Here is a 22,308-nt window from a genome sequence, read left to right as displayed (position 1 = left end):
ATTATTTTTCGCCTTTCTTTTTAAGTTCGCTCAGGGGCAGATAAGGCACAACCCCCTGATCGCCGGAGGAATCCAGAATAATTTTCCGGGCGTTTTGTAAAATTTCTTCCATCGTTTCAATGTAAATACGCTCCTTGGTCACGTCTTTTCCGTCCAGATAAGCCTGGTGGACGGCGTTAAACCGTTCGGCGTCCCCTGTCGCCTTGGCAACGGCGGACTGTTTGTACCCTTCCGCTTTCTGGATTATCTGGATCGCGGAACCGCGGGCCTTGGGCAGGATATCTTCGCGGTAGGCGCGTGCCTTGTTTTGCGTGTCTTCCGCGTCCTGCTTGGCGGACTGGACATCCTGGAAGGCTGCCTGCACGTCGGGATGGACTTCCGCCTGCTGGATCAGAACCTGTTTGATGTCGACCCCGGACTTGTACTCGTCCAGATTTCTCTGGATGATTTCACGGGTATGCTGCGCCACCTGATCGCGTCCTTTGGTGAGGATCGAAAACATGCGGGTCTGGCCGACGGCTTCCCGAATGGCGCTTTCCGCGACTTTTTTGATGGTATTTTCCTGATCCTGAATATTGAACAGGTAGTCTTCGGCGGAGCGGATGTCCCACTGGACGACAAGGTCCAGATCGACGATATTCCGGTCGGAGGTCAGCATCAGGCTTTCTTCCGGCACGTCCTGCGTCTGACCCCTTGTCCCGCGGGCGTACCCCTCCGCAAACCCGATATTGATTCGCCGGATTTCCGTTACATTAATCTTGGTCGCGCTTTCCAGCGGGGTTGGCAGGTGATAGCCCAGCCCTTCTGTCGATTTTGTCCGGTTCCAGGCGCCAAAGCGCTGGATCACGGCATTTTCACCCGGATTGACGATATAAAACCCGCTGGCGAGCCAAAGCGCCAGTCCCAGTATGAGCGCGATGAGAAAGATCTTTTTGTTGTCCATATTGCCGGGCAAAGCATCCTTGAATCCATCCTGCGCCTTGCGCAGCATTTCATCCAGATCCGGTTGCTGCGGTCCTTGCCCCCCGCCGCGGTAACCGCCGCCGTTTCCACCGTTTCCCCAAGGGTTTTTTCCATTTCCATCCGGCATGTTTAAAACTTTCGCTCTTTAAATTTCGTGCTTTTGATTTATGGTTCACACCATATCGGTTTTAAAATCGAAGTCCATACCAAAAGGAAAGAAAAATGAGTTCCATAAAGTGGAATCCGCCGCCGGAAAAACCGCAAAACCCGAAGCTGGATTTGCCCATTCGGAAAATCATTGCGGTCGGCTCCGGCAAAGGGGGTGTGGGAAAATCCACCGTGGCGTTCAATCTGGCGTGCGCGCTGGCCAAAAGCGGTCAAAAGGCCGGGTTGCTGGATGCCGATATCTACGGTCCCTCTGTGCCGAAACTCACGGGCTTGTCAGGACAAGGGCCTTCGCAAAAAGACGGGAAATTAATCCCGCTCGAAGCGCACGGCCTGAAGGCAATGTCGATCGGCTTTTTGGTCGAAGAGGGCAAGGCGCTCATCTGGCGCGGCCCGATGATCCACAAAGCGCTTTTCCAGATGTTGCAGGATGTGGCATGGGGCACGGACGCCAAGCCGCTGGACGTTCTGGTGATCGATTTGCCGCCCGGTACGGGCGATGTCCAGTTGACGCTGGCGCAAAAAGTGCGGCTGGACGGCGCGGTGATTGTTTCGACCCCGCAGGATCTGGCTCTGGCGGATGCGCGGCGGGCGGTCGAAATGTTCCGGACAACAGGCGTGCCGATCCTCGGTCTCATAGAGAATATGAGCACCCATATCTGTTCAAATTGCGGGCATGAGGAGCATATCTTTGGCCATGGCGGCGCACAGGAAGAGGCTTCGAAACTAAACGTACCGTTTTTGGGTGAGATTCCTTTAAGCGCCGGGATCAGGGAGAAATCGGACAGGGGCGAACCGGCGCAGGCAGAGCGTTTTCAGGAGATCGCGGACCGGCTTAAGTCTTCTCCAGCGTTACAAAACTAAACCCTTTATGATCTTCGCGGGCCGTTTCGGTCCATTCCGTTCCAAGGGCGGGAAAAAAGGCATCGCCCTCGGGTGATTGATGCACGCGCGTGAGGTAAATCCTCTGTGCCAGCGGGAGGGCCTGTTCATATATCTGCGCCCCGCCAACGACCATTATTTCCCCCTCGGATATGTCTTCGGCTTTTGAAACGGCCTCTTCCAGAGAGGCGCAGGTGAGGGCGCCTTCATGTTTGAAACCGGAGCGGCTGACCACGATGGAAGTCCGCCCCGGCAGCGCTTTGCCAAGCTGTGCCAGAATGCTCTCATAGGTTTTACGGCCCATGATGCAGGGCTTTCCCATTGTCACTTCTTTGAAATGCTTGAAATCTTCGGAAATATGCCACGGCATTTGATTGTCTTTGCCAATGACGTTGTTTTCCGCCGCTGCAACGATGAGACTTAACATCATACCGCGACGGCTCCCTTGATGTGGGGGTGGGCGTCATAACCGGCCAGTTCAAAATCCTCAAATTTAAAGTCGAAAATGTTTTTGATGTCCGGATTGAGGCGCATCTCCGGCAGCGCTTTGGGCGCGCGGGAAAGCTGTTCGCGCGCCTGCTCCAGATGGTTGGAATAAAGGTGCGCGTCGCCGAATGTGTGGACGAAGTCGCCGGGCTTTAAACCGCAGACCTGCGCGACCATCATGGTCAGCAGGCTGTAGGAGGCGATGTTAAAAGGCACGCCGAGGAAGATATCCGCGCTGCGCTGGTAAAGCTGGCAAGAAAGTTTCCCTTTCGCCACGTAGAACTGGAAAAAACAGTGGCAGGGGGGCAGGGCCATTTTCGGAATTTCCCCGACATTCCAGGCGGAAACAATCAGGCGGCGGCAATCCGGATCGGTTTTGATGCGCGCGATCACATCTGAAATCTGGTCGATGCTGCTGCCGTCCGCTGCCGGCCAACTCCGCCATTGATGGCCGTAAACAGGGCCAAGATCGCCGTTTCCATCGGCCCATTCATTCCAGATCCGCACGCCGTTATCCGTGAGATATTTCGTATTTGTGTCTCCGGCAAGGAACCAGATCAGTTCATGGATAATGGATTTGAGGTGCAGTTTCTTTGTGGTCACCATGGGGAAGCCTTCGGAGAGGTCAAAGCGCATTTGATGCCCGAAAACGCTCAAGGTGCCCGTGCCGGTCCGGTCTTCCTTTTTCGTGCCGTTTTCCAGCACGTGGCGCATCATATCCAGATATTGCCGCATTTTTCCTGTGCCTTTCTCTGTATGGGCCAATAGGGGCCGATTCGAACGCCCCATTATAGAGAAAGTCATAATTCTTTGAAATTTTAACTTTTTTTCGCTATAGTAAAAATACGGGCTTGCCCGTTATGACGCTAAACGCGGTTGCGGAATAAACGTCGTGGACCCGGGGGCAGTACCCGGCAGCTCCACCATTTTAGCCCTCCTCGACGGCCGGGCTAACAGCATGGGGCTGAAACAGGATCGACACGCGTGGTAAAGGCTTCTTGTGGCGTCCGGTTTTTCCGCCGTTATCGGATAAATTTGATAGTTGCAAATGACAACTCTCAGTTCGTAGCAGCCAACGACAATTTTGTCGCTGGTGACGAAGCTATCGCTGCCTAATTGGGCCGCGTAGCACAGCTACTTCAATTCCTTAGGCATTGAACCGTTTAAGGTGGGGTTTTGGGGCCGGCGTCCTAGCAACAGAAAGCCGGTCCTTTTCTTTTTTTGTGAACTGTTATCGGTTGCCGGTTACCGGCGGTTCGTTTTCCATGTAGTGTCTTACGATGACCTGCAAACATCAATGGATGACCCTCACATGGCTGGCTGCGTTTTTGTGCAGCCTGTTTCTTGTCAACGCCTGGCAGCTTGAGTTTTTTCTGGGCGCGGTCCTGCTTGTTTTCGTCTGGTCCTGCGCCTGTCTTTTCAAAGGGCTGGAGACAGGATGGGAGATTCCCAAAAGCGCGGTTCTGGCCTTTGCCGGAGGGTTTTGGGCGCTGGCCTTTTTGAGCGTTTTCCGGTCGGAGCTTCCGTTTGTCTCCCTCTCGGCCTTTTGTTTTTTCAGCGTCATGCCGCTTAGCTTTCTGGTTTTCATCCTGTGCCGTGATGAAGAGGCTTTAAAGAAAACCGGTTATGTGCTGGCGGCGGTGTTTGCCGGTTTGGCGCTTTGGGCCCTGATCCAGTTTATATTTCTGAATGAGTATTTTGAAGGGCGCGTGCGTCATCCGTTGGCCAACCCGAACGCTCTGGCCGCGCTTTTTAATCTGGCTCTCTTTCCCGCCATGGGCTGGATGTGCGTGGCGCCGAACAAGCGTCAGGCTTTTATGGCCCTTGGGCTTTGTGTTTTGCTCGTGGGGGGAATTATGGCGACAGGCAGCCGGGGGGCTTTGTTGTCTGCGTTTCCGGCCCTTTTTGTTTTTCTTGTTTTCGGGTGGCACCGGGTTAAAACGCATTGGCGTATTTTAAGTCTTTTGGGCATATCTGCGATTGCCCTTTTCTTTTTGAGTTCGTTGGGAAACACCTACTATGAGGCAATGGCGTGGCGGGTTATGGACACTGTCCGGCTGGTTCCTGATGATATTTCCAACAACCGCCTGAACATCTGGGCGGGGACCTGGCTGATGATTAAAGACCATTGGCTTTTGGGAACAGGGATTGGAACGTTCTTCCTCTATTATCCGGAATACCGCCTGCCGCAGGACATGACCGGGGCTATAAGTTCGCATAGCGATCCGCTCCAATATTGGGCCGAAATGGGCCTTTTCAGCCTCCTCCTTTTTTACGGTTTTACAGCGGCGGTGCTTGTGCGGACCTTCAGGGCGCTGGCGGCTATTCCAAAAGACTCCGTGCTGCGTATCGCTGTTCTGGCACCTTTTTGCGGGATAAGCGCCGTTGTCGTGCACACGCATGTGACCTTTAACCTCTATAATATCTCGATTTTATTTGGTGTCGGATTTTTACTGTCGGTCTGGTTTCTGGCGACGGGAAAGGTTTTGAAAGACCGGCGTTTTAAAGTCTCTTTTCCTGCAACACTGCCTCTTTCCGTTAAGCAGTTCGTTGTGATGCTTCCTTTTCTTTCCATAGGGTTTCTGCTTTCCACCTATATCGTGAGCGAGCATTTTGTGAACCGGGCCCGCGACAATATTTTTGAAGGCGATCTGAACGCGTTTGCAGGGAATATAGAACGGGCCAATATCATCGGTCTCCAATCCAATTACCGTGCCTATATTCTGGCGGTGAACGTACCGCTGGGGATTTTGCAGGAGAGCGGGAATACGCTTTCCGAAGAACAAAAGAAAGACCTTTACGATCAGGCCACATTGATTTTAAAGCGGGCGCAATATTTAAATCCGCGCAGCGCTTCGGCGCTTTATTATCAGGCCAAGCTGCAAACGCTTGTGCCGGCCTCTTTTTTACCTGCGGATGCGCCGGGCAAAGAAAAACTTTACGCCCGGACCTTGCGCCTTGATCCTCTCCATCTGGGGGCGCGCATGGCGCTGGCAAACGAGATGTATGACAAAGGGGATTTAGGCGGGGCCTTTGCCCTTTTAAAAGAGGGGATGGATTATAAATATAATTCCCCGCTGGCGCTGGGGTTTTACGGGCGCCTGCTGCTGATGTCCATCGAAGCCGACGACAAGGAAACGCAAAGACTTGCAGGAAACAAAATGGTCAGGTTTAAAAAACTCATGGACAGCAGCTACAAAAAGCAGAACACAACGATCGGGCGGCAGCTCTTCGGAGCGGAGGATGTTTTAGGTCCCTAAAAGGTTTTTTCGTTCCCCTTTTTCTCGTGCCAGACCAGATAGAGTCCGCTCACGATAATAAAGGCCGATCCGGCGGCGATTCTCAGGGTTAAAACATCTCCGAACATCAGATAGCCCAGTACAACGGCCCAGACCATCTGGATATACAGGAAAGAGGAGGCGGCAGCCGTCGAGGTCAGGGTAAAAGCCATCCCGACAAGCAGGACGCCGGTGCCGGACCCTATTCCGGCGAGGGCCAGCATAAACATGTGCCGGGCCTCGGGGACTTTAAATTCCGCCAGACTCAGTCCGCCGGAGATAATCAGTGTCGAAAGGATGGGATAAAAGGCAAAGGAAAACTTCGTTTCGTCCTGTCCTATTTTCCGGTTGGCAAGGTTTCCAAGCGACACTAAAAGCGCGGACGCAAGGGCGTAAAGAACGCCCATGTTAAACTGCCGGGCCTCCGGATTCAGAATAATGAGAATGCCGGTTATTCCTCCCAGAAGCGATATCCAGTGAAACAGATGCGCTTTTTCTTTCAGGAAAGGAATGGCCAGAAAGGTCGTGATGAGGGGCGCGCAAAAAAAGAGGCTGTAGCTGTTGGCCATGGGCATGGCGGCCAAAGCGAAGATCAGGCAAATGAATTGCAGGGTTAACAGGACGGAGCGGAGCAAATGGAATTTCAGATACCGGGTTTGGAGAGTCTTTCGAAATCCCCCGAGCTGGCGGTGCAGGGCGAAAACAGCAAGCAGGGCAAAAACATCGTTCCAGAAGACGATATTGTAGACAGACACGTCCGAAGCCGTTCCCTTCATGAGGGCGTTTGAAACGGCAAACAGGCTATAGCCCAGAAAAGCGCATAAAATACCTTTCGAATTCGGGGTATGGAGAGGGAAGGTCAAGGACAAGTTATCCACAATATCGGGTTGATTTGATTGCAAAACGTATATTTGTCTTCGCAAATATCTGCCGCCTTGTCTATGATTCATTCGTGAAGGGCGCTCGCCCTTTTCGGCTTTCTTGATTTTTATCCCTTCTTGCTTCAGGTTTGGTACCAACAGGTCATGATGAACGAAGACGAAAACGATAATATCCTGCGTTACGATAAAATGGTGGAACGCGCCTTGCGCGGCGTCGTCCGTCACGCCATTGAAGAAGTGATCGAGGAAGGCGGGCTTCCGGGCGACCACCATTTTTACATTACCTTTATGACGGATTATCCGGGGGTGAATATTCCGGATTACCTTCGGGACCGATATCCGGGCGAAATGACGATCGTCCTGCAATACCAGTTTTACGACCTGTTCGTGGATAACGACAAGATGGGCGTGACGCTTTCGTTTAACAACGTGCCGGAGCGGCTGGAAATACCGCTTGCGGCGATCACGATTTTTGCCGATCCGTTTGTAAATTTTGCGCTTCAGTTCCAGCCTCTGGGCGAGGATACTGAGCCGGATTTTGAGCCGGACGATGACGGTCCCGGCGGCGGCGGAGATGACGGTGACGACGATGAATCGGGCGAGGGCAAAAAAGGCGAAGTCGTCTCGCTTGATCAGTTCCGGAAGAAATAAAAATGTCTGCGTTCTGGCACGCGGATATCGATCCCGGGCACGAGCCGCATAAGGTTTTGATCGTTCGTGACGTTTTGGTTGATAAGGAACGCGAGTCGCGTCCTGTCAAAATTAAAGTCTATTATCCCGTTAATCATTCCATGACCCATTTGCCGGTAGTGCTCTGGTCCCACGGGCTGGGGGGAAGCGTTGACGGGGCCGCCTTTATTTCCCGTTTTCTGGCGTCTTACGGCTATGTCATGGTTCATGTCCAGCATCACGGAACGGACTCCACCCTCTGGGAAGGGAAAAAAGGCCACCCGTGGGACATTATTCGAAAAGCCGAGATTCCGCGCAGCGCGACTCTGGACCGGTTCGCCGATATTCCTTTTGTCTTGAACAGCCTTGAGACATGGATGGCGCAGCATCCTGACGTGAATGCACATGCGGATTTGGAAAGGCTCGGCATGTCCGGCCACTCTTTCGGGGCGATGACAACGCAGGTGATGGCGGGGATGCTGTTTCCCGATGAAAAAGGGCGCTTGCGCAGCTTTAAACAGCCCGTTTTCAAGGCCGGTATTCTTTATAGTCCCGTTCCGATCCAGCATATTGCACTGGATGATCCGGATGATATTTACGGCTGTATTGATGTACCCCTTCTTTTTATGACAGGGACGGAGGATGACTCGCCCGTGGAAGGTTGGGCTTATACAAAGCGTTTGGTCGTCTACGACCATTGCGGCCATCCGGACAAGCATCTTCTGGTGTTAAAAGACGGGGACCACATGGTGTATAACGGCTCCCGGGGACAACTGGGAAAGAACCCGAACCGCCACCGGCATGAGGAAATCATCAAGATTTCTGCACTGGCTTATTGGGAGGCCATGCTGAAAAAGGACGGGGCCGCCAAGGACTGGTTTACGGGCAGCGGTTTTAAATCGTGGCTCGGTTCGGATGCGGAGGTAAAATAGGGACAAGGTCCTTTACTCTTTCTCTTGAAACTTTATATTGCCGGGCATGAGCGGCGATGCAATCCAGATAAAATCTTTAAACAAAACCTATGCGGCATCGGGTAAAGCCGCCAGAAAAGTCGCGTTGAAGGATGTGGATCTTTCCATTCCAAAAGGGTCTATTTTCGGTCTTTTGGGCCCGAACGGCGCCGGAAAATCTACCATCATTAATATCATGGCGGGCCTTGTGGTAAAAACGTCTGGCAGCGTCAAAATATGGGATATGGATATTGATGAAAATCCGCGCGGGTGCCGGGCCGCCATCGGGGTGGTGCCGCAGGAAATCAATTTCGATCCGTTTTTTACGCCGCTGAAATTACTGGATATTCAGGCAGGACTTTACGGCGTGCCGAAATGCGAACGCCGGAGCCGGGATCTTCTGGCTCTCGTCGGGCTGGAAGAGCAGGGGCATTCCTATACGCGTTCGCTTTCCGGCGGGATGAAACGGCGCTTGATGGTTGCCAAGGCTTTGGTGCATACGCCGCCGGTTCTGGTTCTGGATGAGCCTACCGCCGGTGTGGATGTGGAGTTGCGCCAGATGCTTTGGAAAAAGGTGCGCGATCTGCGCGATCAGGGAGTGACGGTTTTGCTTACCACGCATTATCTGGAAGAGGCCGAGGAATTGTGCGACCGGATCGCCATTATCAACCATGGGGAAATTGTCGCGAACGACGAAACGGAAAACCTGCTGGCCCGGATAGAGAGCAAGGAAATCCGCTTTCGTCTGGCGAAGGAGTTCAGCGATATTCCGGAGGGGCTGAAAAAATTTCAGGCGCAAAAGGAAGGCCGCCGGACGTTAATGGTGCGCTACTCCCCCGAAGACCAGTGCGTGGGTGAAATCATCAGCCTGCTGCAGAAATCCGGGCATGAAATCCATGATATTTCGACAGAAGAAAGCGACCTGGAAGACGTTTTTTTACAAATTACCCGCAGCGCCGAATGATTCGACAAAAGGGTTTTTTTGTGCTTTTCTGTCTTTGATTTCTGAGTGTTTGAGAAAAAGGTTGCATACTGTAAAAAGGGCGGTGCCTAGTGGGGTGCCGCCCTTTCTTTATGCGTCATAGCCGAATTTTTCAATATAGGGCGCGAGGGCGGGCAGGGCCGGCGCCAGATGTTCTTCATAATTTTTCCAGCGGTAAAGGGAATCCTTGTAAATCGGCCGGCTGACCTGCGCATAGCTGGCCGATGTGACGGCTTTGTCCTGTTTTATCCTGTGATATTCCAGCACGTTTTTGTCCCATTGCAGGCCGATAAATTCCAGCATTTTGCGCGCTTCATCTTCTGTATCTTCGACAAGGTCTTCATAGCGCACATGATGTATCCGGAGGCCAGGAAGATTTTCTTCATATTGGAACAGCAAATCAAAGCTTTTTGTATAAAGCCGCACCGCACTTTCAAGCCCGGCCAGAGGCAGCATGCCTTTGTTGGGAAGGAAATGCTGCATCAGGGCGCTGAGAATGCAATCGCAAGGATGGCGCAGCACGACAATGGCTTTCAGGTCCAGGAAAATGCGGTTCATCGGGCCGAGCAGGATCATATTCAGCGGCATTTTGTCGATCAGGGTTTTCCCCGCTTCCAGATCCATGTAACGCGCCGCGCGGGCAAAATATTCGCTTTGGAGCTGTGCAAGCTGCAATGTGTCAATCCGGGCGATATCCGGCAGGTTTTTTAACGTTTCTGCCATTGTGTCGGCAACGGGCCGCTCTTCCATGACGCAGGCTTGCGGATGGGCGTGCAGGAGGCGGTCGAGCAGCGTGGTGCCGCTGCGCGGAAAGCCCACCAGCATGACAGGGGGGCGACCGATATAGGGAACAGGCGCGCTCCATGTTCCTATCCGGTCTTCCGTGAACAATTTTTGATAGGCTTCGATGTCTTTAAAAATTTCTTCTTTGTCGCGGTTTTGGACATCCGGCGCTTCCAGCCAAAGGTTGTTGGCTTTTTCTATGTACAAAAAGGCGTCCTGATAATTTTTTAGCCCGTCACAGAGTTTTCCCATTTCGTAGTATTTCATGACAATTTCATGGGCTTGAACGGCTTTTGTGTCGTCCCATGCCTGCAAAAGCGCCAGCGCCTGTTTCTCTTTTTTCTGCCGCCGTAAAATGCGGGCTCTGGCAAGCAAAAGGGAGGAATCTTCTTCAGGCGAGGCGTCCAACACGTCCGAGGCTTCGTCAAGCCGGTTCATTTTTTCCAGAACGGATACAAGGTTGGCGCGGACGATTCCGAGATTTGGAGCCAGATTAAGGGCCTTTTTGTAGTGAAGGGCGGCGGTTTCGAAGTTCTGATTTTTCTCCTCATAAGAGCCCAGATTGGAATGGGCTGCCGGAAGGTCGGGGTTTATTTCCAGCGCGGCTTCCGTTTGTTCTATGGCTTTTTTGAACCGGCCCAGATCGTGGTAAGCGCCGGCGAGATTCATACGGGCCGGTAAAAAACCGGGCGCCGCTTCAATGGCTTTGAGCAGAACGTTTTCCGCTTCCTGCGGGCGTTTTAGCTCCAGCAGGCATTTCCCAAGGACCGTCAGCATGGGCGCGTTGCCGGGTGTCAGCTCGCAGGCTTTTTGATAATAGGTGAGGGCGTCTTCCCTGCGGCCTGATTTATGGGCGCATTCCCCAAGGCGGAAATGAACGATGCCGGCCTCTTTATGCATCTTGAGGGCCTTTTGATAGAGGGTTTCGGCCTGCGCGTAATCTTGCCGTTTTTGCTGGACCAGACCCAAAATATCAAGGGCGGCAAGGTTGTCGGGGCTTTGGTTTAAAATACCTTTGGCTGCGGCTTCGGCCTCATCTGTGCGCCCTTCATGAAGCAGCGAAAGGGCGTCCCGAACCTCTTCGGCCAACACGTCTTGAGGAAGCGGAGCATTCATACGCAAAATAAATCCTTTTGGATTGACAGAAGGGACCCTTCCTCCTTATACCCTGTGGGACCGGTACTTACAATGCATCGGCGATGCGCCCGTAGCTCAGTCGGATAGAGCGCTGGTTTCCGGAACCAGAGGCCGGGGGTTCGAATCCTCCCGGGCGCGCCATCTTGCTTTTGTCCCTGCAGAAACCACCCAACACCTTGAAAGGCAAGGCTCTTTACCGAATTGGATGGACATGGTTTTGGTCCATGAGGGGTGGAAATTTGCGCACGAAGAATCCGCCGTGCTAGGCTCGAAAGATGATGAAATTCAAAGACATAGAGGATGTAGACGATTGGCTCGAACCGATGGACTATCCGGGCTTCTGGTATGCCACCCAGCCCTATGACCTTGTGCTTCAACCCCGCGATCACTGCGACCGGCAGATCGCCGCCGGGGAAATCGATCAAGAAACGGTCCTGGAGGTGCTTAAATACATGGCCCGTTTGGAGCTTACCGAAAGACTCGGGCTGACACGCCGCCTGGCAACACCCTGGCTGAAACTGGTGGAGAGCTATTAGCTGTTTAGTCCCACGGTGTAGAGGAATCACGTATAAGGAGATTCCAACCAAGGAGGAGTTAAGCCTCTTTTTACAGCCCGACAAAGCAGCCGCCGGTGACGCCGTTTATCACAAGACAATTGCCGTTCTCATCGGGCCCTGAAGTTCCTTCTTCGCTTTCTCCCCAGGGCGAGCCCAAACCTTCTTCCTCTGGATCGCCCCTTTCCTCTTCGGAAGAAAGAAAAACCGAAGGGCTCCGCGGCGCGGTGCCTCCGGAAAGAGCGATATTTCCGCTCGCATTATATTCGTAAACGCTTGGCAGGGTTAGGCTCGCTGGCGGCGCGGCGGCGCTATAGATAAACCCGTTGCCGCTTTGGCTTATGGAGGCAGGCGGCGTGCCCGCGAAGGTCGTGCTATAGCGTTCAAAAGCGGGAGAGAGTCCATTCGGCGTGATCGTATCCGGGTCGGCGGAATACACCAGCCATCGGCCGTTCGGAGCATTCAATGCGCCTGCGCCCGCATTATTGACGAAGTTACCCTCCGCCACCATGGTGATGGCGTTACCTGCATCACTGCCGCTTACCGCACCGCCGAGCGTCACATCACCCCCGGCGTTGAACGTCGTAATGCTGGAGGTCCAAACGGGATCAATCTGCCCAAAAGGCGAAGCCAGCAACGCAATATCACTGGCCGATAACGCCGTGTTATAAATGCGTACGTCGTCTATGAGGCCGTCAAAATATGTACTCGTTCCTCCAAAGGAACCTATATGTAGTGGTTGATTAGAGGTCTTTATTTGAGAAAGAGGGTTAGTACCAGTAAGAACTACAGTTTCTCCAACACCATCAATGTAAATTTTCAAAGAATCTGCTGCATTAGCTTGATAGGAAAAGGCTACATTATGCCATGCGTTATCAGCAGTTATTAAATTTGTAGACTCACCCTGTATCCAAGTGCCATCTCCTCCAGAAATGTATACTTGCAGCTTATTACCACTGGTTTTGTTAAAATTGATAACGCTGTCACCACCATCCGGCTTCTTTCTTAATATTTGGTATGCACTATTATCATTATTAACTTTAATCCATGCTGATCCTGTTACGGTGTTAGGAAGATCAAGTGAGCTATGGTCTATTATTTCCACATAATCATCCGCTCCATCGAAATTGAGGCTATTGCCGAGACCGAAGGGGGTATCGGCAGACCATATCGGGCCGTTTTGAAGCGTGCCGTCATTGCCGTTGCCGCTAGAATCGGCGGCGGCGGTGCCTGCGCCTTCATCGAAATCCCAGTGGCCGACGAGGCCCGCCGTTAAGTCATGGGGCGTCACGAAAATATCCTGCCCGGCGGTGACGGAAACGGCGCCGCTTCCGGCGTTGACGCTCGTATTCAGCCGTACATCATTGCCGCCGTCCAGCGTGATGTCGCCCCCGCCCGAGCGCAGGCCGATAGTTGAAAAATCCAGATCGCCCCCGGCGGTCACGTCAATCGTCCCGCCATCCGAAATGACCCCGCCGCTGCCGCCAATATTGCCCGTACTCTCCAAAGAGACATTTGTCCCCTGAACCGTGCCGAGGTTCAGCGCGCTGGTCTGCGTAAGCGTGACATCCCCCCCGGCATCGAGATTCACCAGCCCGCCGCTTAAGGCTTCGAGATTGGTGGTGTCCAGATCGATATTTCCCGCGCCCCCGGCGGTCATCGAAATATTCCCGCCGCTGCCTGTGCGGGTCGCGCGGATCGTCCCGGCGGACACATCCGTGATATCGCCGTTCGTGGTGGTTAAAGAGATAGAGCGGTCGTTATCGAGGCTGAGCGTATCGCCCTTTAAATCCAGCGTAATCGTGTTGGTGGCTGCCAGCACAATATCCGCGCTGCTTGAGAGGCGCTCCAGATAGCGCGTCGTAAACACCCCGTACCCGTCCGATGCCATCGCCTTTGCCGCTTCCGTCCCGCCCGTCCCCGGCGGCGTCAGCGCAATCCCCCATTTCGCGGATTGGTATTGTTCAATGAGTTGGCGTTGTTCTGTAGGCAAATCATCTGCATAGAAAATAATATCTGAAATCGTCCCATTCCAATAACCATCCGGTGCAGCATTTCCACCAAACCCTATTATCAGAGGTTGATTTCCATCGGCTAACGAATTTGCACTTTTATTTACGAATCCATGAAAGAAACCATTATTGTATAAATCAGCTTTAACTCCATTCGCGCCCCACGAATAAATTGAATTATTGCTATCTAGATTAGTTAACATTATGTCAGCGTAAACGTCTGCGCCGCCTAAATTCCACGAAGTAAAAATCAAATTTCCACCGCCAGGACTCTCTTTCCATATACTGTATTCCCATGATGATCGTTTACCCAAAAGGCCCTGTTCTGCATTAGGATCGTCGGAGTTTGCCGTTATAAACATTTGAAATGTGTTATCTGTAAACGATAAAGAGCTGTCATCTGCTACGATTAACTGGTCATCTGTACCGTCATAAACAAGAGACGAAACATTGCCAAATCTGTTTTTTACCCAAATCGGCATTTCAGATTCGGTGGACTGGGTAGCATGATTTGTATTATTTCCTGATTTGTCTGACAACTGACTCACCAACCCACGGCGAAGCGTATCGGCGGCATGGGTCGTTGTAAGAGTTTCCTGCACGGTGATTGTGGTGCCTGCAATATTCGTGATGGTGTAGGTATCGCTGCCAAGCGTGTCGGCCGTGGTGACTGCACCGGCAGCGCCCAGTCTAATCCGTGCGCCAACTTCAAGGTTCGCAGATACATCTGCGCTGGTTGTAATGGTATTGGTGCCTATGGTCCCTCCGGCAGTTGCCCCGCCGAGACTGTCGGTAGAGTAGGTGAGCGTGACTTGTGTATCGTCTGCTGCATCCAGCCAGAGCTGGAGGTCTGCGGCGAGATTAACGGTTGTGTCCGTGCTCACAAAAGCCGGATCGACGTTGCCGTAGATGGTGATGTCTGCGGGGTCGAGGAGGTAGGTGCCTTTTTGGTAGGGGTTGACCAAATTGTCATCCTGAAGGAGCGCAGCGACTGAAGGATCTCCGTCCGTTTCGTGAGATCCTTCGCTATCGCTCAGGATGACAGAAGAGGGCGCGGGGGTGACGGCTGTGGTTGGATCATACCGCACGCCCAAATCCGCAAATCCGTTGGCCAGCAGGTTGATTTTGCCCGACGTTTCCAGAAACCCGCCATTGCCGCCATTGATGCCACCTCTGCTAAGCACGAGGCCGTTAAATTCGGTTGTATCGTCCGACCAGAAAATCGTGCGGCCCGCATCGCCACGCTCAATGGCGTCGTTCAAAGTCAGAGCATTCTTGTCTACATATAAGGTTTGCGCCGTTTGCGTCTCGCCCCGGCCCAGATAATCTCCGCCCACCTTGATCGACCCGCCCGCACGGTTTTCATGGGCCATGAAGTCTTCTTCGCTGCGAACCTGTTTATCGGCCGTCATGGTGGCCGTTCCCCCGGCATCTTCCTCATTTGTCATCTCGACCGAAGCCGCCGCAGGCGGCGCAGTGGAGAGATCTTCATTGTCTGCTAACGGGTCAGATCCCTCGACTTCGCTCGGGATGACATTGGAAGAAGCGCTCAGGATGACATCGTTGGCGGGGGCGGAATGACCGGAAGCGTCAATGACCGTGCCTTCCAGCAGGGAGATGTGATCCCCCAGCACTTCAATCTGCCCGCCGCGCTGACCTTCCTGCCTGCCGGACGCATCCAGTACGCCGCTATTGATGACGCCGCCGCCTTCGGCCATGAGCACAATCTGCCCGGCCTCGTCGCGCCCGATGGCTGTTGCACGCACAACCCCGCTATTGAGGATCAGATTATCCACGAGCGTCTTCGCCGCCGCCGCGCTTAAATGCACCTGCCCGCCTTGTGCTTCGATCAGGCCCGTATTGAGGATCGTTTGAGAAAGAGCCTCTTCTTCCACTGCCAGCTCCACCAGTCCATCGCCGTATAAATCCAGCGTTGCGCGGGTCCCCGCCGCCAGCTCCACACGTCCGGCTTTTGCGCGGATTATCCCTGCATTGACAATAGTCGGGGCGACAAAGGCCGCCAGACCTGCATCCGCCACCGTGATCGTGCCTTCATTGACGATCACACCACCCGGATTGATATCCGTGATCTCAACTTGCGGCGCGCCGGACATAAATCGATCTGTATCAATACTGCCAGTAGACGCAATAATCCCTCCGACATCCACAACGGAGCCCCTGCCAAAGATTACCCCGTTGCGGTCCAGCACCATCACGGTGCCGTTCGCCTTCAGCGTGCCCAGAATTTGGGTCGGGTCCGCTCCTGCGCCCGTCACACGGTTCACAGCGATGGAGTGCGCGCCCGGCTGGTGGAACTGCGTCAGGGCCTCCCGCCCGATATGGAAGCTCTCCCAGTCAATGACGGCCCGATCGCTCGACTGGCGCACATGCAGCTCGGCAGGCGTCTCATAATCCAGCTGCGCCGCGCCGCCTGTCACAACCCCGCCGCGCGGCAGAGTATCCGCCGCCAAACCTTGCGCATGCAAAGGCCCCGCCGGGTAAAGGGCAGAGGATAAAAGGAACACAGATAAGGTGGTGCTATTTAAAAAACGCGGCATAGACCCCTTCCCTGGGATGGCGCAAAACACTCCTTTCATCCTATGTCAAGACGGCGAGAGGTCCAAGAGTAAAACAGCGCCCTCCACACAGCGTGAAGAGCAAAAGGCCCTGTAAAGGCCGGTCGCCCGCCAAATGGCATGTAGTACAAAACAGCTTCGTACTACAGGAAAATCCCCTTGGCGCTACGCGCAAGATGTGCGCTGTACTACAAACGTGCCGTTTTCCGTTCAGCGCCACCCCCGCACGGGGATGGTGGCCCTTTATTTAAAAAAGACCTGAACTTTGTTCAAACGGTTTTGCCCGGTCTACGCGGCCTTCTTGATTTTCAGTTTTTTCGGTTTTTGAATGGCCCCGGCCTTTTTCGGAACCTCAATGCTCAAAACCCCGTTTTTGAAAGAAGCTTCGGCTTTGTCGCAATTGGCCGTTTCCGGCAGAGAAATTGTGCGCTGAAACGAACCGTAGGACGTTTCACGGCGCAGGTAATTTTCATCCTTCTCTTCTTTTTCTTCTTTCTTCTCGCCTTTCAGCGTCAAAAACCCGTCTGTCACGGATATTTCGACGTCATCGGGATTCATACCGGCCAGTTCCGCCTTTACCTTGAAAATTTCACCATCTTCAATGATATCAACAGCCGGGAAGGCTTGTTCTTTTGCCCATGCAGGCAGGCTTGTGCCGCCAAAAAAATCGTGAAGCAGACGGTCCATATCCTCTTGCAGGGACATTAAAGAGTGCCCGAACCGGCTTCTGCGCTGAACGGGGACGTTTGACGGACGGTTCCAATGGATAAATTCATTCAATGTCATCGCTTTTCCTCCTTAATAATCAAGTCTGGTTGAGAGGGGGAAGTATAGCACGGGACAAAGCCGTATTTTTTGACAAAAATCAAAAAATTTAAAGGGCAGACGGCACGTCAAATTTTTTGAGGGTTTTTTCCTGCGTTTTGGACAGGGTTTCGAGATCAAAATTCTGAATGAGTTCGTTAAAGACACGGTGCCAGTTAATTTCGGCTTTAAGGTGCAAAAAGACGGAGCCGAGCCCGAGAGCGGCGCGATCCATGAAAACAAACTCACGCGGGACGGCAACGCCGGTTCCGTTTTTGCTCGCTTCGCGCAGTTTTTTGTGGACTTTTTCGGCCGTCTCGCGGCCGTAAAAACCGTTTGTCACTTCACCGATCGGACGGATTTTATCTTCCATGACAGGGCTGTAAAGAAATCTTGCCCAGATATTCAGGGTTTCGATCTGGTCTTTGGTCAGATTTTTGAACCCCCATGTTTCGTAGGCATGGACGGAGCGCTCCATATCGTTTGCTATCAGGGAATGGTAAAGCTCGATAACGCCGCCAATGAAAGAAGGCGGAAAAACACGCACGCATCCAAAATCCAGCAGGTTGATCGAATAGTCCGGCCGGACGGTGTAATTGCCCAAATGCGGATCCCCGTGAATGACGCCGTAATGGTAAAAAGGGACATACCATGCACGGAACATGTTCATGGCCAGTGTATTGCGTTCCTCAGGGTGTACGTCCACAAAATTCAGGATTGGTTCCCCTTCCAGCCATGTGGCGCAAAGCAGACGCGGCGTGGATAGCGCATCGTTTATTGTTGGAACATGAACGTTTGCCTCATCTTTAAGCATATGGCCATAGAGCTTGCAGTGACGGGCTTCAAGGTCATAGTCCAGTTCTTCATAGAGCCGCGCCGCCAGTTCGGTATGGATATGCTCCGTCCGGATAGATTTGTCGTAGTGCCTGTAAACGGAGAACAGTATTTTAAGCTGGCCCAGATCGGCCTGAATCGCGCTGCGCATATCAGGATATTGAAGTTTGCAGGCCAGCAATTCGCCGTCATGGGTTGTGGCTTTATGCACCTGTCCCAGGCTGGCGGCAGCGGCGGCTTCTTTTTCGAAGTTTTTGAATTTGTCTTGCCAGTCCGGCCCAAGTTCCGTTTTCATCCGGCGGCGTACAAAAGACCAGCCCATAGGCGGGGCGTTCGATTGGAGCTGCTGAAGGGTTTGGGCATATTCAGCCGGAAGGGCTTCGGGGATCGTGGCCAGAATTTGTCCGATCTTCATGAGCGGGCCTTTCAGGTTGCCCAGCGCCTGTGTGACCTGATGGGCATGTTCTGTGCGCTCTATCCGGATGCCCAGATATTTTTCGCTGGCCAGCCTGGCGGCAAGCCCGGCCATTGTTCCGCTCACACGGCCATAGCGGGCGAGACGTCCTCCCAGAGTGCTTTCGCTCTCGTTTTCAGGCGAATTTTTTTTGGAATATGTCCTCATGGGAGATAGAAAATGGAGCAAATGCAGGAAAAGTCCAGAGCTTTTCTGGTAATACATATAAAAATATGATGGAATCGAGAAATGGCTACACCTCTTTCAGAGTTCAAATTAAAGGTCCTGATTCAAAAAACGCTCTTTCGAGCGTTCTTTTTGGGTGCGTTCCTTTTCTTTTTGAGCGTGTTTTTCTATGCGTTCTACGCGGACATGACACGCGAGAGCCCCGGGAAAGTGGCGCCTTTTATTGAACATTTGAGGTCCAAAAAAGATATTGAATCGCCCCCGCCGGCGTCACTTGAAAAACCTCACAGGACAGCCCGCGAGATGGAGCGCTGGGTATCCCAGACGATATCCGAAGTTTTCACGCTGGATGGAAACGATTATACGCAGCAGGTTGAAACGATCCGGAAATATTTTTCTGCTGCCGGGTATAAACAATACAAAACCTATCTGGAAAATGCAGACATGGAAGGCGTCCTGCAAAAAAATGACCTGAAGGTCCGTGTTTTTGTAGAGCAGACACCCTTGCTCCTGAACAATGGAAATGTGGGCGGCGTTTATCGCTGGCTTTATGAAGTGCCTGCGACCATCAGCTATGTGCCGCGCACATCCAGTTCCTACAAGCCGGGGGAAGAAGGGGTAAACCGGAAGCTAAACATTCGTTTGCAGGTCCGGCGCTACGACAACCCGGACGACCCGGAAGGCCTGCAGATTGAAAGCTGGACCGTCTTACCCAGAAGAAAATAAGGCCGGATTGTTTAAACGGGCTTTACGCCATCTTTTTGCATGGCTATAAACCGAAGGCTTGGATTTAGGAGAATTAAAAAATGAGTAAAGCGAACGTAGCGGAATTTCCGCAAGGTGAAGAGGGAGAAAAGGACGTTGAAGGCATTGCCGGAAAACGGCTGAAATCTTTCGTTGAACGTATCGAGCGGCTTGAGGAAGAAAAGGCGGCGCTGGCCGAGGATATCAAGGAAGTCTATGCCGAGGCCAAGGCTGTCGGTTTTGATGCGAAAACAATGCGCAAAATTGTGTCCTTGCGGAAAATGGACGTTGAAAAACGCCGTGAAGAAGACGAACTTCTTGAGCTGTATAAAGCCGCTATCGGTCTGGAATAAAAGGATTTTTTAAGAAAGGTTTCTTCTTAACTTTTCCGTAACCTGTTATCTGTATCATGTCCTCAAACATAAGAAGTTTGGGGTTTTTGAATGCAGGACATATCGTTACAGCAAGCGATGAATCGCGTCTCCAGCGGACTGGAACAGGCGGGTCTGGCGTCCCCGGAAACGGCCCAACCCTTACGTGAAGAGATTGATGTTTTCGCGCAGTATGATCCGCTTCTTGCGGACCTGCAAAAACAATATCTGGATGCCAGAGCGGTCCGCAAAAGGCAGCTTGAGAGTTTTGGCGCAGAGGATCCTATGGCGGAAATCGCCGCCGATATGGAAGACAGCGCCTGGTGCGCCATGCAAACGCGCTATATAGAGCTGCGCGATGAACGGCTTTTAATGGCGCGCGTGCAAAAAGAAATGCGGGCGGAGCGCCGGGAACGCGCGCGCCTTTCTCAACGGGAGAAACAAAAAAGAGCGCTTCTCTTTTTTCAGCAGGCAGAAATTTTCAGGCGTATCAAAGACAAAGAGCAAAGAAAAAAGCTGGAAGTCGAAAATTTTCTTTTGGCGTTTATTCTTCTCTGGTTCGGGCCGATGACGGGTTTGGCCTGTCCCACGAACAATTTCAGGGCTTAGGCTTTGTTTCGTCCTTGTATCAGGTTGTCCACGATATCAGGTTCGGCGAGTGTGGATGTGTCTCCCAGATCTTCGTATTCATTCGCGGCGATTTTGCGCAAAATCCGGCGCATGATTTTCCCTGATCTTGTTTTGGGCAGTCCCGGCGCCCATTGAATAACATCCGGCGTCGCAATCGGGCCGATAACGGTCCGTATGGTTTGAATGATTTCCTGTTTTACGGTTTCATCCGGCTTGAACCCTTCGCGCAGCGTAACATAGGCGTAGATACCCTGTCCTTTGATCTCATGCGGAAAGCCGACAACGGCGGCTTCCGCAACGGCGCTGTGTTCGTCGATGGCGCTTTCGATTTCAGCGGTGCCGAGGCGGTGGCCGGAAACGTTAATGACATCATCCGTCCGGCCCGTAATCCAGTAATAACCGTCCTTATCCCGCCGGGCGCCGTCTCCGGTAAAATATTTTCCGGGGAAGGCGGAAAAATAGGTTTCTTCAAAGCGCTCATGATCGCCGTAAAGGGTCCGCATTTGGCCGGGCCAGCTATCGAGAATGCACAACACGCCTTGTGCGTCTCCTTCCAGAATATGTCCTTCCTTGTCTACAATCGCAGCCTGAATGCCGAAAAAGGGAAGGCCGGCGGAACCCGGTTTGGTCGGCATGGCCCCCGGCAGCGGGGTGATTAAATGTCCGCCAGTCTCGGTTTGCCACCATGTATCGACGATAGGGCAGCGCCCGCCCCCGACAATTTCGTGATACCACATCCAGGCTTCGTGGTTGATGGGCTCTCCCACCGTGCCTAGAACACGCAAAGAGCTGCGGTCCGTTTTCGTTACAAACTCGTTTCCCGCTTTGATAAGGGAGCGGATGGCCGTGGGGGCGGTATAAAAAATATTGACCTTGTGCTTGTCGACGACTTGCCAGAAACGCGACCAGTCGGGATAGTTTGGTACGCCCTCGAAAACAAGGCTGGTAGCGCCATTGGCCAGCGGGCCATAGACAATATAGCTGTGGCCGGTGACCCAGCCGACATCTGCCGTGCACCAGTAAATATCTCCGGCTTTATAATCGAACACCCATTCATGGGTGAGCGCGGCATAAACCATATAGCCGCCGGTGGTGTGTAATACGCCTTTGGGCTTACCGGTCGAGCCGGAAGTATAGAGAATAAAAAGCGGATCTTCCGCATTCATCATTTCGCACGGGCAGTCCGAAGGCTGATCGTCCACCAGTTCATGCCACCAGATATCGTGTTTTTCATTCCACGAAATTTCCCCGTCCATATGTTCCAGAACCAGAACGGTATGGATGCCGGGGCAGGATTTGACCGCTTCGTCCACATTGTTTTTCAGCGGAATTTTTTTTCCGCCGCGCACGCCTTCATCGGCGGTGATAATGATTTCAGAGCCGCAATCAAGGATGCGGTTTTTGAGAGATTCCGGTGAGAACCCTCCAAACACAACCGAGTGAACGGCGCCGATTCTCGCGCAGGCCAGCATGGCGTAAACGGCTTCGGGGACCATAGGCATATAGATCGTAACGCGGTCCCCCTTGGAGACACCGCGTTCCTTGAGAGCGTTCGCCAGCCGGCACACTTCCCCTTTGAGTTCGCCATAGGTGATTTTTTTCTCAAGGGCTGGCTCATCGCCCTCCCAGATCAGGGCCACGTCGTTTTCTTTTTCAGGCAGGTGCCGGTCGATGCAGTTGTAACAGGCATTCAGCATGCCGTCTTCGTACCATTTAATGGAAACGGGTTTATCGAAGGAGGTGTTTTTAATTTTTTTCGGAGGGGTAAACCAGTCAAGGCGGCGGCTCATCTCTTCCCAAAATCCTTCGGGGTCCTTAAGCGATCTGGCGTAAAGCTCTTTATATTTTTCCGCCGTGATGTGAGCGCTTCGGACGAGCGATTCAGGGGGAGGAAATATTTGTTCTTTTTCGGACATTTTGAACCTCGCAGCTTCAGTCTTGGCAGACTATAGCAAAAGCGCAGCTTC

18 protein-coding genes, 1 tRNA gene and 1 other RNA gene are annotated in these 22,308 nt (G+C 52.8%); 11 read left to right on the top strand and 9 right to left on the bottom strand.

Features of this window, described 5'->3' with window-relative positions:
* Position 1: 1 nt before the first annotated feature.
* A complete protein-coding gene (hflK, locus tag H6853_00745) occupies positions 2 to 1,090 on the bottom strand; it encodes an FtsH protease activity modulator HflK (protein ID USO03844.1) in 1,089 nt (362 codons plus the stop codon).
* 95 nt (positions 1,091 to 1,185) lie between these two features.
* Between hflK and H6853_00740 the strand changes: the two genes are divergently transcribed.
* A complete protein-coding gene (locus tag H6853_00740) occupies positions 1,186 to 1,992 on the top strand; it encodes an Mrp/NBP35 family ATP-binding protein (GenBank protein USO03843.1) in 807 nt (268 codons plus the stop codon).
* Here H6853_00740 and H6853_00735 read toward each other — a convergent pair.
* Together H6853_00735 and H6853_00730 are read right to left on the bottom strand one after the other, a co-directional pair.
* Complete coding sequence (locus H6853_00735; GenBank protein ID USO04553.1) at positions 1,964 to 2,437, bottom strand: dihydrofolate reductase; 474 nt, start codon at positions 2,435 to 2,437, stop codon at positions 1,964 to 1,966. The genes H6853_00740 and H6853_00735 overlap by 29 nt on opposite strands.
* Complete coding sequence (locus H6853_00730; protein USO03842.1) at positions 2,437 to 3,231, bottom strand: thymidylate synthase; 795 nt, start codon at positions 3,229 to 3,231, stop codon at positions 2,437 to 2,439. The genes H6853_00735 and H6853_00730 overlap by 1 nt, the downstream gene beginning before the upstream one ends.
* A 71-nt stretch (positions 3,232 to 3,302) precedes the next feature.
* Between H6853_00730 and ssrA the strand changes: the two genes are divergently transcribed.
* Together ssrA and H6853_00720 are read left to right on the top strand one after the other, a co-directional pair.
* Positions 3,303 to 3,708, top strand: a transfer-messenger RNA (tmRNA) gene (ssrA, locus tag H6853_00725).
* Positions 3,709 to 3,776: 68 nt separating this feature from the next.
* Positions 3,777 to 5,756, top strand: a complete 1,980-nt coding sequence (locus tag H6853_00720; protein USO03841.1) for an O-antigen ligase family protein — start codon at positions 3,777 to 3,779, stop codon at positions 5,754 to 5,756.
* Here the strand turns inward: H6853_00720 and H6853_00715 are convergent.
* Positions 5,753 to 6,676 carry a DMT family transporter gene (locus tag H6853_00715; protein ID USO03840.1) on the bottom strand — a complete coding sequence of 308 codons (924 nt, stop codon included), beginning with the start codon at positions 6,674 to 6,676 and terminating at the stop codon, positions 5,753 to 5,755. The two genes, H6853_00720 and H6853_00715, sit on opposite strands and share 4 nt — an antisense overlap.
* Before the next feature lie 126 nt (positions 6,677 to 6,802).
* On the opposite strand from H6853_00715, the gene H6853_00710 reads away from it, so the two are divergent.
* From H6853_00710 to H6853_00700, 3 genes are read left to right on the top strand one after another with little or no spacing between them, the layout of a single operon-like run.
* Positions 6,803 to 7,306: a hypothetical protein gene (locus tag H6853_00710; GenBank protein ID USO04552.1), complete on the top strand. Its 504-nt coding sequence runs from the start codon at positions 6,803 to 6,805 to the stop codon at positions 7,304 to 7,306.
* A 2-nt stretch (positions 7,307 to 7,308) separates the two neighbouring features.
* The gene (locus H6853_00705) at positions 7,309 to 8,256 is read left to right on the top strand and encodes a hypothetical protein (protein USO03839.1); all 948 of its coding nucleotides are present in this window, start codon (positions 7,309 to 7,311) and stop codon (positions 8,254 to 8,256) included.
* Between the two features lie 46 nt (positions 8,257 to 8,302).
* Positions 8,303 to 9,238, top strand: coding sequence for an ABC transporter ATP-binding protein (locus tag H6853_00700; protein USO03838.1), 936 nt, complete (start codon positions 8,303 to 8,305; stop codon positions 9,236 to 9,238).
* Positions 9,239 to 9,346: 108 nt separating this feature from the next.
* Here H6853_00700 and H6853_00695 read toward each other — a convergent pair whose 3' ends face one another.
* Entirely contained in the window at positions 9,347 to 11,155 is a 1,809-nt protein-coding gene (locus H6853_00695) for a tetratricopeptide repeat protein (protein ID USO03837.1), read from the bottom strand.
* Between the two features lie 85 nt (positions 11,156 to 11,240).
* Between H6853_00695 and H6853_00690 the strand changes: the two genes are divergently transcribed.
* Both H6853_00690 and H6853_00685 read left to right on the top strand, forming a co-directional pair.
* Positions 11,241 to 11,317, top strand: a tRNA-Arg gene (locus H6853_00690).
* Positions 11,318 to 11,451: 134 nt separating this feature from the next.
* Complete coding sequence (locus tag H6853_00685; GenBank protein ID USO03836.1) at positions 11,452 to 11,712, top strand: hypothetical protein; 261 nt, start codon at positions 11,452 to 11,454, stop codon at positions 11,710 to 11,712.
* Between the two features lie 70 nt (positions 11,713 to 11,782).
* Here H6853_00685 and H6853_00680 read toward each other — a convergent pair whose 3' ends face one another.
* The 3 genes from H6853_00680 to H6853_00670 all read right to left on the bottom strand — a co-directional run bounded on the left by H6853_00680 (position 11,783) and on the right by H6853_00670 (position 18,578).
* On the bottom strand, positions 11,783 to 16,300 hold the full coding sequence (locus tag H6853_00680; GenBank protein ID USO03835.1) for a filamentous hemagglutinin N-terminal domain-containing protein: 4,518 nt from the start codon (positions 16,298 to 16,300) through the stop codon (positions 11,783 to 11,785).
* A gap of 306 nt (positions 16,301 to 16,606) precedes the next feature.
* Positions 16,607 to 17,104: an Hsp20/alpha crystallin family protein gene (locus H6853_00675; protein ID USO03834.1), complete on the bottom strand. Its 498-nt coding sequence runs from the start codon at positions 17,102 to 17,104 to the stop codon at positions 16,607 to 16,609.
* Between the two features lie 88 nt (positions 17,105 to 17,192).
* Entirely contained in the window at positions 17,193 to 18,578 is a 1,386-nt protein-coding gene (locus H6853_00670; protein ID USO03833.1) for an AarF/ABC1/UbiB kinase family protein, read from the bottom strand.
* Positions 18,579 to 18,659: 81 nt separating this feature from the next.
* Here H6853_00670 and H6853_00665 point away from each other — a divergent pair, with 81 nt between their 5' ends.
* From H6853_00665 to H6853_00655, 3 genes are all read left to right on the top strand, one after another.
* Positions 18,660 to 19,322, top strand: a complete 663-nt coding sequence (locus tag H6853_00665; GenBank protein USO03832.1) for a DotI/IcmL family type IV secretion protein — start codon at positions 18,660 to 18,662, stop codon at positions 19,320 to 19,322.
* 80 nt (positions 19,323 to 19,402) lie between these two features.
* A complete protein-coding gene (locus H6853_00660) occupies positions 19,403 to 19,693 on the top strand; it encodes a DUF2312 domain-containing protein (protein USO03831.1) in 291 nt (96 codons plus the stop codon).
* Positions 19,694 to 19,810: 117 nt separating this feature from the next.
* Positions 19,811 to 20,320: a hypothetical protein gene (locus tag H6853_00655; protein USO03830.1), complete on the top strand. Its 510-nt coding sequence runs from the start codon at positions 19,811 to 19,813 to the stop codon at positions 20,318 to 20,320.
* On the opposite strand, the gene acs is transcribed toward H6853_00655, so the two are convergent.
* Entirely contained in the window at positions 20,317 to 22,257 is a 1,941-nt protein-coding gene (gene acs / locus H6853_00650) for an acetate--CoA ligase (protein ID USO03829.1), read from the bottom strand. The genes H6853_00655 and acs overlap by 4 nt on opposite strands.
* Positions 22,258 to 22,308: the final 51 nt, after the last annotated feature.

Source organism: Rhodospirillales bacterium (genome assembly GCA_023898765.1).
In the GTDB taxonomy this organism is placed as follows: domain Bacteria; phylum Pseudomonadota; class Alphaproteobacteria; order Micavibrionales; family Micavibrionaceae.
Note: the sequence above shows the minus strand (reverse complement) of the source record. Positions and strands in the feature narration are given on the sequence as shown.

Bases quoted from the DNA above. Each gene is read 5' to 3' on its own strand.
- hflK (USO03844.1), bottom strand. From the start codon at position 1,090: ATGCCGGATGGAAATGGAAAAAACCCTTGGGGAAACGGTGGAAACGGC.
- H6853_00730 (USO03842.1), bottom strand. From the start codon at position 3,231: ATGCGGCAATATCTGGATATGATGCGCCACGTGCTGGAAAACGGCACG.
- H6853_00670 (USO03833.1), bottom strand. From the start codon at position 18,578: ATGAGGACATATTCCAAAAAAAATTCGCCTGAAAACGAGAGCGAAAGC.
- H6853_00695 (USO03837.1), bottom strand. From the start codon at position 11,155: ATGAATGCTCCGCTTCCTCAAGACGTGTTGGCCGAAGAGGTTCGGGAC.
- H6853_00740 (USO03843.1), top strand. From the start codon at position 1,186: ATGAGTTCCATAAAGTGGAATCCGCCGCCGGAAAAACCGCAAAACCCG.
- H6853_00655 (USO03830.1), top strand. From the start codon at position 19,811: ATGAATCGCGTCTCCAGCGGACTGGAACAGGCGGGTCTGGCGTCCCCG.
- H6853_00660 (USO03831.1), top strand. From the start codon at position 19,403: ATGAGTAAAGCGAACGTAGCGGAATTTCCGCAAGGTGAAGAGGGAGAA.
- H6853_00665 (USO03832.1), top strand. From the start codon at position 18,660: ATGGCTACACCTCTTTCAGAGTTCAAATTAAAGGTCCTGATTCAAAAA.
- H6853_00685 (USO03836.1), top strand. From the start codon at position 11,452: ATGATGAAATTCAAAGACATAGAGGATGTAGACGATTGGCTCGAACCG.
- H6853_00710 (USO04552.1), top strand. From the start codon at position 6,803: ATGAACGAAGACGAAAACGATAATATCCTGCGTTACGATAAAATGGTG.
- acs (USO03829.1), bottom strand. From the start codon at position 22,257: ATGTCCGAAAAAGAACAAATATTTCCTCCCCCTGAATCGCTCGTCCGA.
- H6853_00700 (USO03838.1), top strand. From the start codon at position 8,303: ATGAGCGGCGATGCAATCCAGATAAAATCTTTAAACAAAACCTATGCG.
- H6853_00675 (USO03834.1), bottom strand. From the start codon at position 17,104: ATGACATTGAATGAATTTATCCATTGGAACCGTCCGTCAAACGTCCCC.
- H6853_00705 (USO03839.1), top strand. From the start codon at position 7,309: ATGTCTGCGTTCTGGCACGCGGATATCGATCCCGGGCACGAGCCGCAT.
- H6853_00720 (USO03841.1), top strand. From the start codon at position 3,777: ATGACCTGCAAACATCAATGGATGACCCTCACATGGCTGGCTGCGTTT.
- H6853_00680 (USO03835.1), bottom strand. From the start codon at position 16,300: ATGCCGCGTTTTTTAAATAGCACCACCTTATCTGTGTTCCTTTTATCC.
- H6853_00735 (USO04553.1), bottom strand. From the start codon at position 2,437: ATGTTAAGTCTCATCGTTGCAGCGGCGGAAAACAACGTCATTGGCAAA.